This is a genomic window from Candidatus Galacturonatibacter soehngenii (assembly GCF_008830185.1).
Taxonomy (GTDB): Bacteria; Bacillota; Clostridia; order Lachnospirales; family Lachnospiraceae; genus Lachnotalea; species Lachnotalea soehngenii.
The window spans coordinates 372369-387462 of record NZ_WAGX01000004.1; the positions used below are offsets into that span (position 1 = coordinate 372369).

Below are 15094 nucleotides of genomic sequence, written 5' to 3' on the forward strand. Positions count from 1 at the left end.
TAAAAGATACAGCAGTATATTTACGGGATGGTATACAAAAGATACCTTCCCGTACTTTGCTACTTGCATCAGAATGGAGGGAAAAATGGAAGGACCAAAAGCACCAATGGATCCCCAAAAGAGACGACCGTTTTTTTATATTATGCGAGAAAAAGAAGTTTTTGGGGCAAAGCAGATAGATGGAAAGGGAGTTTCCTTTATTTATCAAAATGATGGACGACTAATGAATAGTGCTTTAATTGTTGGCAATATAACGGACAATAAGATTCTTAATTTATTAAAGACCACAGAAGGATTTAGAAAGTTGGTACACAGTATTGGCGTTTCTGTTGAAAGCGATTGTAGAGAAGACAGCATTGAATTTGTATTCCAGATGTATGGAAAAAAGGATGTGTATGGAGGCGGCTCGCTACTTAAAGTAAAACTAAAAGGGGATGGAGCTGAGAGTAGAATTAATCTATCTGATATAGAGCGGACAGAGGACGAATTTGAACCAGGACAGATTCGTTTTGTTTTTGAGGTTCCAGAAAAAATTGCAAGGGCTAGTGTCCGATTTTACCTAAATGATGGATATAGGGCACCAGAAGTGGCAGAGGAAGCAGAGATTGATTTTACTTCAAAAGATTATCAGGCAATGATTGAACGTTCCTTAATACAGACAGGAAATGCAGTCCGAACTATGAAAGCAATCAAAAAAGCTCGTGCAGGAGAAGAGGTAACACTTGCTTATATAGGAGGCTCTATTACCCAAGGAGCGGGAGCGGTACCAATTAATAAAGAATGCTATGCATTCAAATCCTATCAAGCATTTGCAAGCAAATATGGAACAGGTGATAATGTGCATTATGTCAAAGCAGGAGTAGGTGGGACGCCATCTGAACTAGGAATGCTTCGTTTCGAACGAGACATATTACGAGATGGAATCCAGCCAGACATAGTAATTGTTGAATTTGCTGTCAATGATGAGGGGGATGAGACAAAGGGAAAATGCTATGAGAGTTTGGTAAAGAAAATTTTATTGCTACCCAATAATCCAGCAGTCATATTACTTTTTGCAGTATTTGCAAGTGACTGGAACTTACAAGAGCGTCTTTTTCCAGTTGGAAGGCACTATGATCTTCCCATGGTAAGTGTGTTGAATGCGGTAACTCCACAGTTTCAAATGAAACATGGTGAGGGAAGAGTGTTATCAAAAAATCAGTTTTTCTATGATGTATTCCACCCAAGTAATGTTGGTCATACCATAATGGCAGACTGTCTGACAAACTTGTTTTGTGTAGTAGAAAAAATGTTCTATGATAACAAAGATGAATTAGCAGTTGATCCAACATTCTCACTGTTATTACAAAAGGCAGTAATAGGAGATGAGTTTACTAAAGTAAAACTGATAGATAAAAGGATAAATTATGATATTTGTAAAATTACATCAGGTGATTTTACAGAGACAGATCGTGAATTGCAGTGTGTTGAAATGGATGAAAACCTAGAGGGAACACCTCAATTCCCATATAATTGGATGTATGATGGAACAAAGGGTGGCAAACAGCGACCTTATCTTGAAGTAGAGATAAAAGCAAAAGCATTTTTTCTCATTTTTAAGGATTCTGGGGCATTGGATGTTGGAAAAGTAGATATTTATGTTGATGGTAGAGTGATACGAACAGCTGATCCTCATCAAAATGGATGGATTCACTGCAATGCAATTTTAGTTTTTAATGAAGCTGAAAGTAAGGAACATATCATTCGAGTGCAGATGAGTGAGGGTGATGAAGAAAAGAAATTTACCATTCTTGGCTTTGGTTATGTCGAGTAGAAGATAAAGCAATTGTAAAATAGATTTCATGGCTCCTTTTGATATAAAAGTATTTGACAAATGAAAAACATTAATGTAATAATTTTGCATATACTAAAGTGAAATATCAATATTAGATACTGAAACAGATTTATAAGGGAGGAAACATGAAAATCATAAACCTGGGCAATCGAATTGTTAATAATTTTATATATGAAACGAAAAAGGGTTATGTCTTAATTGACACAGGATACGAAGGTGGTTATCCAGCATTTTTAAAAGCCTTGAATAAAAATGGATTAAAACTACAAGAAATCGCTTATATCTTTCTTACCCATGCACATGATGATCATGCAGGCTTTCTTAATGAAATACTAGAACACAATCAAAAAGTAAAACTCATATTAAGTAAACATGCACTACCAATATTGCAAAAGGGACAGCATAATTTTATTGGAGGATGTACGAGTGAACTCGCTGTACTTACTTGTAAAGTAATGGCGTATTTGGGAATGGGTGAACATCGATTTCCAAGATTGGAAGAAAAATATTTATCCAGATGCTTATTTGTTGAAGAAGACAATAGGAAGGAAATTGAATCTTATATTGAGGGAAAAATATATGAAACACCAGGTCATACGAGTGATTCCCTTTCTTTGCTTTTAAGAAATGGTATTATGTTTGTAGGAGACGCTGCTATGAATGGCCTTCCAAGCCTACATAAAATAACCATTTGGGTGGAAAATAAAAAGCAATTTTATAAAAGTTGGTTAATCATTTTAAATGTAAAGCCAAGGAGAATATATCCAGGACACGGAAGACCTTTTTCACCGATTGTTTTATTTAAAAACCTGAAACATGTAAAGAAGATGAGACTTTATAATTTTAGTTAGCCAACGAAAAATAATGTAAAACGCAATGGAGATACGCTAAGCTCGTATTTCCATTTATTTTTTTCTTGACGTTACACAATGTGTAATGTTACAATGTATGAAATGATAAAAAGGAGATTATATGAAACACATAAAATTAAAAACAAAGGAAGAATTAAATATTTATATGAACCCTATCCGTCAACAGCTTCTGCGCGAATTGGCAATTAACGCGATACCAATGACACCTAAAATGCTGGCAGATAAGCTATCGATTTCAGCTTCCAGTGTTTCTCACCACATTAAAAAGCTTCTTACAATAGGTGTGATTGAACTCGATCATCAAGAGATTATCAGAGGAATCAAAGCAAGTTATTATAAGAATGCAGAAGTTACCGTACAAATAGGATTGGATACCGAAGACGATTTTATGGAGGAGAGGGAAGTTTATTTACAAAATTCTTTAGCAAATGTATACGAAGGGTTTCGAACACAAATCAGCAAAGTAAAACAAAAGATCAATACAAAGGAAATAGATAAGAACATATGGGGTGATATTTTGACAGGAGTGCTTTATTTAGATGCAAAAGAATCAAGCGAGTTGTTAGAGATTGTGCAAACATACATTGAGAAACATGCAAAACCCCAAAAGGATAAAAATCCTTGGGAATATGCCTTAGTGCTTTATAATACGAAGGATATAACAGATTAATACAAAATGAAATAAGTGGAGGAAACATGATTAAAATTGGACAGATTATTTTAGCTCTCAACTATTTTTCATTGGGAATCATGGCACCTGTATTGAATCTTATATTACTTGATAAAGGGGCCACACTTCAGACACTACCCTTGTTATTAGCAGTTTATTCTTGCACGGTATTCCTTTTTGAGTTACCAAGTGGGATATGTGCAGATACCTATGGAAGAAAAATTGTATTTATGCTCGCATGTGTGTTTCAAATATGCTCGAATGTCACTTTGATATTCACAAATCATATGATCTTGTTACCATTTGTAGCCATTATGATGGGATTTGGAAGAGCATTTTCCTCAGGAAGTCTGGATGCATTGCTAATTGACGACGTTCTAGAATCCAAAGGAGAGACAAGTTTACCCTATATAACTTCAAAGTTAGCAATTGTAGAAGGTGCAGGCCTTACATTAGGCGGGATTACTGGTGGATTATTAACGCTTTTTCGTCCACAGTACCAATCTAATATGTTGGTGTGTATCATAGCAAACGGATTGGCTTTCCTTCTTTGTCATTTCTTTATAAAGGAGAATCAGGTAGTTAAATCATCTAAACAGGTAGAGAATAATGTTGCGATTCGACTTCCAAATATAAAAAGCCTGATAACACAAAATACCCCTAGTAAATACTCCAATCGATTATGGTGGATTGTGTTTGGCATGTTTTTTACAGGAATTGCAATGAGTGTAACGGAAACATATTGGCAATCAGCTTTTCAAGAAATGCAGAACAATAGCGTTTGGCTACTGGGTGTTATTTCGTCCTTAGGCTTTGTTGCCTCAATGTTAGGTAATGTTATAGTGGGTAACATTCTTGCAAGGTTAGAGCAAAAGAGATGGATACTACTTTATGGATGTCGATTCATTCTGGCAATTGTTTTAATAATGATTGCAGTACAAAGAAGTCGGTTGGGATTCATAATGGTTTATGCCCTGTTATATTTTACTCTAGGAACGAGTAGTGTAGTTGAAAACACACTGCTGCATCAATTGATACCTAGTAAGTTAAGAGCAAGCTTTTTATCCCTTACTTCTTTTGTGCTACAGATTGGGTTTTTCATTGCATCAGTTATAAGTAATATTTTTGTACCTATACTACATTTTAGTGGTCTATGGATTCTTTCTGGAATCCTTATGTTTTTATATACAATCATGATGATAGGCATTTCTTTTTTGTCCCTTCAGCGTAAAATTTATAAATCAGAATCAGCAAAAAAAGAAATTTAAAAGTATAATGAGAAAGAGAATGGGAATAAATAAACGTTGTATTCGCTTCTCTTTTTTATTGCATTTTTTACAAGAGTGTGAAATATGAGAAAATTTAGAAAATAGTAAAAGTTATCATTATTAATATTGACAAGCAAAAAATAAAATGTTATGATAATCAAAAGTTATACATAACTAACAATAATTAGAAGGAGGTAATTAGATGTCATTAATTAACAATGAAATAGGAGATTTTTCAGTACAGGCGTTTGTAAATGGAGAGTTTAAGAAAATAACAAAAGAGGATGTGTTAGGAAAGTGGTCCGTTTTCTTTTTCTATCCTGCCGATTTTACCTTTGTGTGCCCAACCGAGTTAGAGGATTTGGCAAATAAATATGAGGAATTTAAAAATATAAATTGTGAGATTTACAGTGTTTCTTGTGACACACATTTTGTTCATAAAGCATGGCATGATACATCAAAGACCATTCAAAAGATTAAGTATCCAATGCTTGCAGATCCAACAGGGAAATTAGCAAGAGATTTTGATGTTATGATTGAAGAAGATGGGCTTGCGGAAAGAGGAAGCTTTATCGTAAATCCTGAAGGAAAAATTGTTGCATATGAAGTAATTGCTGGTAATGTTGGTAGAAATGCAGATGAGTTATTTAGAAGAGTTCAGGCTTCTCAATTTGTTGCAGAACATGGCGATCAAGTGTGCCCAGCAAAATGGCAGCCAGGAGCTGAAACATTAAAACCAAGCCTTGATTTAGTTGGTTTATTATAAAAATCATTGAGTTTATTACCCCGTCTCTTATTTTGAGTCGGGGTATTCTTAAACTATATGAAGGTGAAAGAATTTAAAAGAAAGGAAAATGCAAACATATTACTTTCATCTTTTGAGTTTGCAACTTTAATAAGCATGCAGGCATGTTTGTTGAGAATGGTATAAATATGAGCGAATTGAATGAATTATATGATTTGATTATTGTTGGAGCGGGGCCAGCGGGTTTATCGGCAGCAATTTATATGGCACGAGCAAAGTATCGGGTACTCGTTCTTGAAAAAGATAAAATTGGTGGTCAGATTACCATTACTTCTGAGGTGGTAAATTACCCTGGCATTGAAATAACTAGCGGAAACGAATTGACAGACGGTATGAAAAGGCAAGCCGACACCTTTGGAGCAGAATTTGTCAATGCCGAAGTTTTAGATATGGAATTGGAATCTGATATAAAGATTCTTCATACAACAAAGGGGAATTATAAGACATTAGGTGTTATACTGGCAGTTGGTGCAAATCCTCGCAAACTAGGATTTAAAGGGGAGAAGGAATTCCAAGGCAGAGGTGTGGCTTATTGTGCTACTTGTGATGGTGAATTTTTTACTGGCATGGAAGTCTTTGTAATAGGTGGTGGATTCGCAGCCGTTGAAGAAGGAATTTTTTTAACCAAGTATGCCAGTCATGTAACGATGATCGTAAGAGAAGATGATTTTACTTGTGCAAAAAAAGTAGCAGATGAAGTTAAGGGTAAGGATAATATCACTGTTCATTATAATACTGAGGTGATTGAAGTAAGTGGCGAGGGAATGGTTAGCTTTGCTAAATTTAAAAACAATCAAACAGGTGAAGAATGGACCTACGAAGCAGGAGCAGATGGGGCGTTTGGAGTCTTTGTATTCGCAGGTTACGTTCCCAATACCAAATGGCTTCCTTCGATTATTGAGAAAGATGAGCAAGGCTATATTGTTACGGATAGCAATCAAAAGACAAATTTGGATGGAGTTTTTGCGGCTGGAGATGTATGTGTCAAGAACCTTCGCCAAGTGGTGACTGCGGTATCAGACGGTGCAACAGCGGCTACTTCATTAGAAAAGTATGTATCAGATATGCATCATAAATTAAAGATACCTGAACTAGTCGTAAACAGACAAAATCATGAGAGAGTAAAGCAAGTGAAAGAAAGCGTAGTAAGTTCAGGTGATTCTAGCAACGGCTTTTTAAGTGCAGAAATAAAACAGCAATTATCGGGAGTCTTTGCGAGATTTGAAAACAAGGTTGTCTTAAAGGCATGGTTAGATGATAGTTCCTTATCAGGAGAAATAAGAGGCTTTTTAGAAGAACTTAGTGAATTAACCGACCAGATTACGGTTATTGTACCAAAAGAAGAAGGCACACAACAACTCTTGCCTTCCATTGAAGTGTGTTATCATGACGGCAAAAGCAGTGGAATCTCCTTTCATGGAGTGCCAGGCGGGCATGAGATAAATTCTTTTATCATTGCCTTATATAATGTTGCTGGGCCAGGTCAAGAGATAGATGCACAGATAAAAGAGAAGATAAAAGGTATTGATAAGCTGATTAATATAAAAATTATGGTGTCTTTATCATGCACAATGTGTCCAGAAACGGTTATGGCTGCACAAAAAGCGGCATCTCTTTCCGAACATATTGAAGCGGAGATGATTGACTTGATGCATTTCCCTGAACTAAAAAAGAAATATCAGGTAATGAGTGTTCCTTGTATGGTGATTAATGATGAAGAGGTACACTTTGGTAAAAAAGGAATAGAAGAAGTGGTAAGCATTCTCACTTCATGATAATTGCATTTTGATTAACGTATAGGCTGGTGTAGAAAAGACACTAGCCTTATTTTTGTGCAAGTAAAGGATAGGAGTTTTATATTTATTATCAAATGAATTCAGGAGCACAAGGAAGAAACAAAGATGAAGTGACTAACGAATTTGATACTATGCGTGAAAATGTAGAAAGAGATTAAAATAAGATAATTTTATGAAAAGCTTGTAGTGAATTACAGGATTTTTTTGTTGTAAGATCATTTTATGAGTTGATGCAAAGAACAATATATCCATATTGAAAAGCGATTAAAATTATAGTATAGTTAAATCATCATGAAATGCATTAATAAAAACATATTAATTTTTTATTTAAGGAGGTGAGAATGTAATTTTATTAATACAAAAAACGAAAATGCTAAAAATGAAAAGAAAATTATCATTGTCTATTGCAGGTATATGTGTCCATAGTATTTTCCCAGTGAAATAAATGAACGAGAAAAATTCTCTTTTGAGGATTGCTCTCGTTTATAAGTATTTAATAAACTAAACTTTTATATTAATTCTATATAAGAGAATTGTAATCGTAGAGAGGTGAGATAAGATAATATGAAAATACCTTATATGTTGCTCATATCTAAAATACCACTTTTTATAGCAATAGCGCTTCTTAGCACATTATTCATATATATATTTATTTCTAAAGTACAAAAAAAGAAAATTGTAGCCTATAAATATATACTATTAGTGGCATTTATATGTTATCTAATAATGCTATATGAGGTGTTAATAGGAATATCTGGCGGCTTAAAGTTTAATGAAATAAGACATCAACCCAACATAATACCAATTATTAGTTTGCTTGAGATTTACGATATGGGCATTCGTAATATGTTAAAACAAGTAATTCTTAATATTGTTATAATGATTCCGTTTGGTTTTTTGTTACCATGTATATTCAATTTTTTTCAATCAAATTGGAAGACTGTTGGAGTAATCATGGCAATATCTTTGCTGATAGAAATATTACAATATTTTATAGGTAGAAGTGCAGATATTGATGATTTTATTATGAATACAATAGGTGCTCAGGTTGGATACTTGCTATTTTTATTTCTAAATAAAATAAAAAACTTATATATAGAAGATTAAATTTTGAAGAAAAGCTTGTAGTGAATTACAGGCTTTTTTGCGTTCATGAGTATAAGTTCATGAAAAAGAAAATATTTTAAAAAATGGATTGACTCTCCTCCTAGGGAAGCGTTTAGCATAAAGTATGAAAAAGGAGGAATGTGAAATGAATGCATGCATAGAAGTAAACCAGGTTTCAAAGAAATTTGGCTCAAAGCAGGTATTGGAGGATATTTCTTTTACCGTTGAAACAGGAGAGGTATTTGGACTCTTAGGTCATAATGGAGCAGGAAAGTCTACTGCCATTGATTGTATGTTAGGACTAAAGAAAATGGAAAATGGAGAAGTAAAGCTACTTGGTGAAAATCCAGTTAAAACACGTAAATCATTATTCGAACAAATTGGGGTACAGCTTCAAGCCTCTAGTTTTCAAACGAATATTAAGGTATATGAGATATGTGAAGAAATAGCTGCCCTCTATAAGGAAACAACGGATTACAATGAATTATTAACGGAATTTAAACTAATTGACTTAAAAAGACAGGCAGTTGAAAAATTATCTGGTGGAGAAAAGCAAAAACTTGCGGTTGTTTTGGCGCTAATACCAAAACCAAAGGTTCTTTTTTTGGATGAACTAACTACAGGTCTTGATGTGGTAGCCAGAAGGCAAGTGTGGCAGACATTAAAGGCCTTAAAGAAAAATAAAATGACAATCCTATTAACGTCTCATTATATGGATGAGGTGGAGGAACTTTGTGATAGGATTTGTATTTTAAAAGGTGGGAAAATTGTTGTAATGGGAAGGATTGATGAGATTATTAAAATGAGTCCTTACGAAAGTTTGGAGGAAGCCTATCTATGGCACTTAGGAGAGGAGGTAACAAAATGAAACGTTTTTTTACAATACTTAAAATAGAAGGAAAGCTAACATTAAGAGGAGTAGAGAGTATTCTATTTGGTGTTTGTATGCCAGTAGGAATTATGATTTTGATTTGCCTCATCGCAGGAAACAAACCTGCCTATGAGGGAGCTGATTATACATTTTTACAAGGCTCCTTTGGGTCTTTGATTACAGTTGGGATTTGCGCAACGTCTTTTATGGGACTTCCAATAACACTAGCCGATTACAGAGATAAAAAAATATTAAAGCACTTTTTTGTAACGCCAATTAGCCCCCTTATGTTATTATTAATACAAGTTGTATTAAGTATCCTCCTATCAATGGTATCCTCAATAGCCATTGTGTTGGTGGCAGTGTTTGCGTTTGGGTATTACATGCAAGGCTCAATAGTTTTCTTTTGTATGGCATATCTTTTGGTAATGATATCTATGTTGAGTCTTGGAATGGTAATTGCAAGTATTTGTAGGTCGGTTAAATTAGCAAATGTAGTTTCCAGTGTTGTTTATTTTCCAATGCTATTTTTATCTGGAGCTACGATACCTTATGAGATATTTCCTAAGCCATTGCAAAATGTATCCAATGTATTGCCACTTACGCAAGGAATAAAGCTATTAAAAGGCTTTTCTTTAGGAATGCCAGTGAATGGATTGATGACTTCCATTGTAATTATGTTTGCAGTTGCCGTAATCGGTGTTACCATTTCAGTGGTTACATTTCGTTGGGAGTAAAAGGAGAATTTATGGGAAACGAATTTATGAATGAAGCGAAAGAGCAAGAGAGAATTTATAAAATCGGTGTATTTTCTAAAATGAACAAAGTAACAATTAAAGCTCTAAGGCATTACGATAATTTTGGACTCTTGCATCCAGATTATGTAGATGAAACGAATGGATATCGTTACTACACATCAAAGCAACTTCCGATTTTGCATCAGATTATAGCCTTAAGAGATGTAGGATTTTCTTTGGAAGAAATCAAAGAAATTCAAAATGGTACTTCGGAAAAATTATTGCTGGAACGTAAAAGAAATGAGATTCTTCGAAAAATAGGAGAGGAAACAATTAAGCTTTCGAGAGTAGAAAGTTATCTGACCAGCAAAGATGGCGATTATGATTATCATGTGGTAATTAAGGAATTACCAGAAATAATTGTAGCATCGATGCGAACCATTGTACCAAACTATAATGCGTTGTTTGATGTGATTCCTCAAATGGGTTTAGAAATGGAACGTTTGGGATGTGAATGTGCTCAGCCTGAATATTGTTTTAATATTTATCATGATGGAGAATACAAAGAATGTGACATTGACGTTGAAATCTGTGAAGAAGTAACTGAAAAAAAACAAGATTCACAGTTGATTCAATTTAAAACATTGCCTGCCATACCTTTGGCTGCCTGCGTTCTTCATAAAGGTGATTATATTCATTTTCCAAAAGCATATCGTGCGGTCATTCGTTTTATTGAAGAAAACGGCTATGAAATCATAGGATTACCAAGAGAACAATTTATAGATGGAGCGTGGAACAAAGATTCGGTGGATGAGTGGTTAACACAACTTCAATTCCCAATTCGAAAATATTAGGGATAAAAAAAGCATTATTTTGGTAAAGCTATCATTAAAGAATTATAAAATATTTGATTCAAAGGCTTATAAAATGTAGAATGTGGTATAATAACAATAATTATTTTGTGCGTAATAGAAATCCAACATATCTACATAGGAGGAGACTATATGAAAACATTTCAAGAGCTTTACCAATTTGCAATTAAGTCAACCATCAACGGAGAATTAGACCAACTAGAAGAGAATGCAAAAGACTTTGACCCACATCAATTAGATTGCCTTTTAAATCCAGCCAAACATCCTTTGGTAATTAAAACAGGTAAGTGTGAGTGTAAAGATGAGTCCCAAAGTGAATGTGTGAAACGTTGCCCCTTCGAGGCGATTAGCATAAGAGACGAAGGTGGAATTGCGATAGATCCTGAATTATGTATGGGATGTTCGAACTGCGTGGACGGATGTGCAAATGAAAAACTGAAATCAAGTACAGACATTATTCCAGCCTTAAAGGCAATTCGTTCTTCAAAAGGCCTTGTATACGCTATGATAGCACCTGCATTTTTAGGACAGTTTAGTGAGAATGTTACCCCAGGCAAGCTTCGAAGTGCAATGAAAAAGGTAGGATTTGACGGTATGATTGAGGTAGCGTTATTTGCTGACATTTTAACACTCAAAGAAGCACTCGAATTTGATAAAAATATTAATGACGAAAGTGATTTTCAGTTGACAAGTTGTTGCTGTCCTATGTGGATTGCAATGATAAAAAAAGTATATCATGAGTTAATGCCTCATGTTCCAGGTGCTGTATCACCAATGGTTGCGTGTGCAAGAACAATTAAGGCATTACATCCAGAAGCCTTGACGATATTTATTGGACCGTGTTTGGCAAAAAAAGCAGAGGCAAGAGAAAAGGATTTGGTAGGAGATGTGGATTATGTATTAACGTTTCAAGAAATGCAAAATATCTTTGATGCCTTTGCAATTGATCCATCTAAAATGGAGGAAAGTGAAAAAGATCATTCCTCGAAAGCAGGAAGAATCTATGCAAGAGCAGGAGGGGTGAGTGAAGCAGTCGAACATACCCTGAATTCCATTCGTCCAGATCGAAAGATTAAAATTAAGATTAAAAAAGCAGATGGTGTACCTGGGTGTAAAGCCATGATACAAGAACTTATGGAAGGAAAATCAAATGCGAATTTCTATGAGGGAATGGGTTGTAGAGGAGGATGTGTTGGTGGTCCAAAAGCAGTAACCAATGTAGAGGATGGAACGAAAGCGGTCAATGAATATGGTGAGGCGGCAACTTATCAAAATCCTGCCCAGAATCCATATGTAATAGAATTACTGCATCAGCTAGGATTTGATACGATCGAAAGTCTTTTGGAAAATTCAGAAATATTTACAAGACAATTTTAATAATAGATTAAGAAATATGACAGATAAGTGTCGTCTTAATAATGGTATAATGAATAAAGTGAAATGATTTCGTAATAAAAGAAGAGGAAAATAGATATGGATTTTATTCAAATTACCAAACAAAATCATGTTATGTACCAACCCCTTTTACGTCATTTTGTTTATTTTATAATGGGAATTTTGTAACCAACGAAATTTTAACAAAGAATAATTAAAAAATGATTTAAGCTATGAATGACGGGGAAGACGTAAAATGAAAACAAAAGGAAATACAGATAATTTAAAAAATACAAAAGACAGGTTACTTTTATTCGGACTGATTCTTGCTGGAATTATTTTCATTGCAGTTTTGAATTTTATAGTGTATGCAAATCTTGATGAAGCAGTTGCAAGTGACAAAGTAATAATTAGTAATGTAAGTGAACTTGAAAATGGAAAAATATTTTTTACATTGGAATCCGATGATACAGTCTATGCAAAAGATTGTAAATGGCAAGAAAAAAATCAAGAAATTTATATTACGATATATGCATCTCGTTATAATTTTTTTGGCAAAAAAAATATGAAATATGATTTTGGCATGAACACAGTGGCTAAAAACAATTGGTTATTTCAAGTTCGAAATAATGGAATCACAAAGATTTATTATACGAATGCCAAGCGCCCAACAGAACATAACTCACAACTCATTTGGGAGCAGGATATGAATTTAACGAAGGTGAGTGACGAAGTTCGAACCTATGTTAAAACCTATCCTTGCTATGGAAATGATATTCCAGGTATGTTAGCTGAACAGTTATTTGAAGCCAAAAATCCTTATATCGGTGATATGCAAGCGAATAACAGATTAGCATCCGTAATTAATATAAAAAAGTATCTTGGAGATTATAAAGTTTCTCTACAAACAAAAGAGGAGCCATATGGATGGACCTTTGAGTTTATAGACAAAGTAGAGCAATTTAACCAAAAAGAATTCAATGAAACGATGCGAAACTATGCCTATGTATTAATTGCCTTGACCGATAATTTAAGTCAAGTAAGCTGGACGTATCCAAGCGAGGATGGACAAGAAAAGCAGCATGTTAGCGCAAAAGAAGCAACTAAGGCATTGGAAAAAGAGATTAAAAGTTATAGTAAAAGTACAATTGCAATTCAAGAATTGCTCTATAAGACAGGAATAGAATAATAATATATGAATATAATAAGTTTAGGACAGTTTAAAGGTTAGCATTTAGATTGTCCTATATTTATATTGACAAAGTAGGAAATATTATATAATATTGGTAATACAATAGTTGCATAACAATAACTAAAGTTAGTAGAAACAATTCAAAAGGAGGTAACGTATGTTAAACATTATGAAAGATAAAGATAATCATTATAGAAACCTAATTAACGGAAATTGGGTTGAAAGTAAAGAAAAACGTTATATTACCATTTATTCACCGATAGATAATGCAGAAATAGGAAGTGTTCCTGCCATGAGCAAGGAGGACGTAGACATAGCCATTGACACAGCAAAGCAAGCTCAAAAGTTATGGAAGAATGTCACCATTGATGAAAAAGCTGAAATCCTTTATAAAGCAGCTAATATTCTTGTTGCAAATAAGCAGGAATTGGCAGAATTAATGATGAAAGAAATTGCAAAGGATCGAAAAAGCTGTGAGAGTGAAGTGGATAGAACCGCAGATTTCATCCGTTTTACAGCGGATACAGCTAAAAATATTTCAGGCGAGAGTATTCCTGGAGATAGTTTTCCAGGTGTGAAAAATAATAAGATTTCTATTGTACAAAGAGAACCTCTAGGAGTAGTACTTGCGATATCTCCATTTAATTATCCAGTCAATCTTGCAGCTTCAAAAATAGCACCAGGATTAATGGCAGGAAATGCAATTGTACTAAAACCAGCGTCACAAGGAAGCCTTTGTGGTCTCTACTTAGCAAGAGTATTCCAAGAAGCGGGCGTTTTACCAGGAGTATTAAATACAGTAACGGGAAAAGGAAGTGAGATAGGAGACTATATCACGACACATAGTGGAATTAATTTTATTAATTTTACTGGTAGTACCGAAGTTGGAAAGCATATCTCACAGATTACAAGTATGGTTCCATTACTAATGGAACTTGGAGGTAAGGACGCTGCTATTATACTAAAAGACGCAGACCTTGATTTAGCAGCAACGAATATCGTTTCAGGAGGATATTCATACTCTGGTCAGCGATGTACAGCAGTAAAAAGAATTCTTGTAATGGAGGAAGTTGCAGACGCACTGATTGAGAAAATTGTTGCAAAGATTGCTACACTCAAAGTTGGAAATCCATTAGAAGAAGATGTAGATATTGTTCCTTTGATTAGTGAAAAAGCGGCAGACTTTGTAAGTGAGTTAATGGAGGATGCAAAAGAAAAGGGAGCAAAGCTTTTGGTTGGTGGAACAAGAGAGGGTAATTTAATTGCTCCAACCTTATTTGATCAAGTAACCACTGAAATGCGCCTTGCTTGGGAAGAACCATTTGGACCAGTTTTACCAATCATTCGTGTGAAAGATAAAGATGAGGCGATTAAAATAGCAAATGACTCCGAATATGGATTACAATCTGCTGTATTTACCGAAAATATCAATGAAGCTTTTTATGTGGCAAATCGATTAGAGGTTGGAACTGTTCAAGTGAATAATAAGACTGAAAGAGGACCAGATCATTTTCCATTTTTAGGAGTTAAATCATCTGGAATTGGTACACAAGGAATTCGATACTCCATAGAATCCATGTCAAGACCAAAGGCTACCGTAATTAATATTCATTCATAATATAAAGAATCAGAATAAGAATTTATAACCAAAATTATAAAAACTTATTCTGATTTTTTTTGAGTCAATTTTATTTAT

At 34.3% G+C, this 15094-nt stretch carries 14 protein-coding genes; all 14 read left to right on the forward strand.

Translation table 11 applies throughout. From position 1 onward, the window contains the following. Positions 1-85 precede the first annotated feature (85 nt). The 14 genes from F7O84_RS04235 to F7O84_RS04300 all read left to right on the forward strand — a co-directional run bounded on the left by F7O84_RS04235 (position 86) and on the right by F7O84_RS04300 (position 15016). Positions 86-1813 (forward strand): SGNH/GDSL hydrolase family protein, encoded by a 1728-nt coding sequence (locus F7O84_RS04235; RefSeq protein ID WP_151142279.1) that lies wholly within the window; start codon positions 86-88, stop codon positions 1811-1813. A 146-nt stretch (positions 1814-1959) separates the two neighbouring features. Next, positions 1960-2685, forward strand: a complete 726-nt coding sequence (locus F7O84_RS04240; RefSeq protein ID WP_243140801.1) for an MBL fold metallo-hydrolase — start codon at positions 1960-1962, stop codon at positions 2683-2685. Positions 2686-2806: 121 nt separating this feature from the next. Then, complete coding sequence (locus tag F7O84_RS04245) at positions 2807-3376, forward strand: winged helix-turn-helix domain-containing protein (RefSeq protein WP_151142281.1); 570 nt, start codon at positions 2807-2809, stop codon at positions 3374-3376. 26 nt (positions 3377-3402) lie between these two features. Then, positions 3403-4644: an MFS transporter gene (locus tag F7O84_RS04250; RefSeq protein WP_151142283.1), complete on the forward strand. Its 1242-nt coding sequence runs from the start codon at positions 3403-3405 to the stop codon at positions 4642-4644. 202 nt (positions 4645-4846) lie between these two features. Continuing rightward, positions 4847-5410 carry an alkyl hydroperoxide reductase subunit C gene (gene ahpC / locus F7O84_RS04255; protein ID WP_151142285.1) on the forward strand — a complete coding sequence of 188 codons (564 nt, stop codon included), beginning with the start codon at positions 4847-4849 and terminating at the stop codon, positions 5408-5410. 167 nt (positions 5411-5577) lie between these two features. Next, positions 5578-7224 (forward strand): FAD-dependent oxidoreductase, encoded by a 1647-nt coding sequence (locus F7O84_RS04260; protein WP_192451651.1) that lies wholly within the window; start codon positions 5578-5580, stop codon positions 7222-7224. Positions 7225-7824: 600 nt separating this feature from the next. After that, positions 7825-8352, forward strand: a complete 528-nt coding sequence (locus F7O84_RS04265; RefSeq protein WP_279237990.1) for a VanZ family protein — start codon at positions 7825-7827, stop codon at positions 8350-8352. A 145-nt stretch (positions 8353-8497) separates the two neighbouring features. Further along, positions 8498-9220, forward strand: a complete 723-nt coding sequence (locus F7O84_RS04270; protein WP_151142289.1) for an ABC transporter ATP-binding protein — start codon at positions 8498-8500, stop codon at positions 9218-9220. Continuing rightward, positions 9217-9960, forward strand: coding sequence for an ABC transporter permease (locus F7O84_RS04275; RefSeq protein ID WP_151142291.1), 744 nt, complete (start codon positions 9217-9219; stop codon positions 9958-9960). Before F7O84_RS04270 ends, F7O84_RS04275 begins: the two co-directional genes overlap by 4 nt. 11 nt (positions 9961-9971) lie before the next feature. Then, positions 9972-10814: a MerR family transcriptional regulator gene (locus tag F7O84_RS04280; RefSeq protein ID WP_243140802.1), complete on the forward strand. Its 843-nt coding sequence runs from the start codon at positions 9972-9974 to the stop codon at positions 10812-10814. 150 nt (positions 10815-10964) lie between these two features. Next, entirely contained in the window at positions 10965-12209 is a 1245-nt protein-coding gene (locus F7O84_RS04285) for a [Fe-Fe] hydrogenase large subunit C-terminal domain-containing protein (RefSeq protein ID WP_151142293.1), read from the forward strand. Positions 12210-12283: 74 nt separating this feature from the next. Next, positions 12284-12424, forward strand: a complete 141-nt coding sequence (locus F7O84_RS19565) for a YoaP domain-containing protein (protein WP_151143685.1) — start codon at positions 12284-12286, stop codon at positions 12422-12424. A gap of 38 nt (positions 12425-12462) precedes the next feature. Continuing rightward, positions 12463-13395, forward strand: coding sequence for a DUF4825 domain-containing protein (locus tag F7O84_RS04295; RefSeq protein ID WP_151142295.1), 933 nt, complete (start codon positions 12463-12465; stop codon positions 13393-13395). Between the two features lie 160 nt (positions 13396-13555). After that, positions 13556-15016, forward strand: a complete 1461-nt coding sequence (locus F7O84_RS04300) for an NADP-dependent glyceraldehyde-3-phosphate dehydrogenase (RefSeq protein ID WP_151142297.1) — start codon at positions 13556-13558, stop codon at positions 15014-15016. Positions 15017-15094 lie beyond the last annotated feature (78 nt).

What these genes read in the sequence shown, in the direction of transcription:
- F7O84_RS04235 (WP_151142279.1), top strand. Translation starts at nt 86, where the DNA reads ATGGAAGGACCAAAAGCACCAATGGATCCCCAAAAGAGACGACCGTTT.
- F7O84_RS04240 (WP_243140801.1), top strand. Translation starts at nt 1,960, where the DNA reads ATGAAAATCATAAACCTGGGCAATCGAATTGTTAATAATTTTATATAT.
- F7O84_RS04245 (WP_151142281.1), top strand. Translation starts at nt 2,807, where the DNA reads ATGAAACACATAAAATTAAAAACAAAGGAAGAATTAAATATTTATATG.
- F7O84_RS04250 (WP_151142283.1), top strand. Translation starts at nt 3,403, where the DNA reads ATGATTAAAATTGGACAGATTATTTTAGCTCTCAACTATTTTTCATTG.
- ahpC (WP_151142285.1), top strand. Translation starts at nt 4,847, where the DNA reads ATGTCATTAATTAACAATGAAATAGGAGATTTTTCAGTACAGGCGTTT.
- F7O84_RS04260 (WP_192451651.1), top strand. Translation starts at nt 5,578, where the DNA reads ATGAGCGAATTGAATGAATTATATGATTTGATTATTGTTGGAGCGGGG.
- F7O84_RS04265 (WP_279237990.1), top strand. Translation starts at nt 7,825, where the DNA reads ATGTTGCTCATATCTAAAATACCACTTTTTATAGCAATAGCGCTTCTT.
- F7O84_RS04270 (WP_151142289.1), top strand. Translation starts at nt 8,498, where the DNA reads ATGAATGCATGCATAGAAGTAAACCAGGTTTCAAAGAAATTTGGCTCA.
- F7O84_RS04275 (WP_151142291.1), top strand. Translation starts at nt 9,217, where the DNA reads ATGAAACGTTTTTTTACAATACTTAAAATAGAAGGAAAGCTAACATTA.
- F7O84_RS04280 (WP_243140802.1), top strand. Translation starts at nt 9,972, where the DNA reads ATGGGAAACGAATTTATGAATGAAGCGAAAGAGCAAGAGAGAATTTAT.
- F7O84_RS04285 (WP_151142293.1), top strand. Translation starts at nt 10,965, where the DNA reads ATGAAAACATTTCAAGAGCTTTACCAATTTGCAATTAAGTCAACCATC.
- F7O84_RS04295 (WP_151142295.1), top strand. Translation starts at nt 12,463, where the DNA reads ATGAAAACAAAAGGAAATACAGATAATTTAAAAAATACAAAAGACAGG.
- F7O84_RS04300 (WP_151142297.1), top strand. Translation starts at nt 13,556, where the DNA reads ATGTTAAACATTATGAAAGATAAAGATAATCATTATAGAAACCTAATT.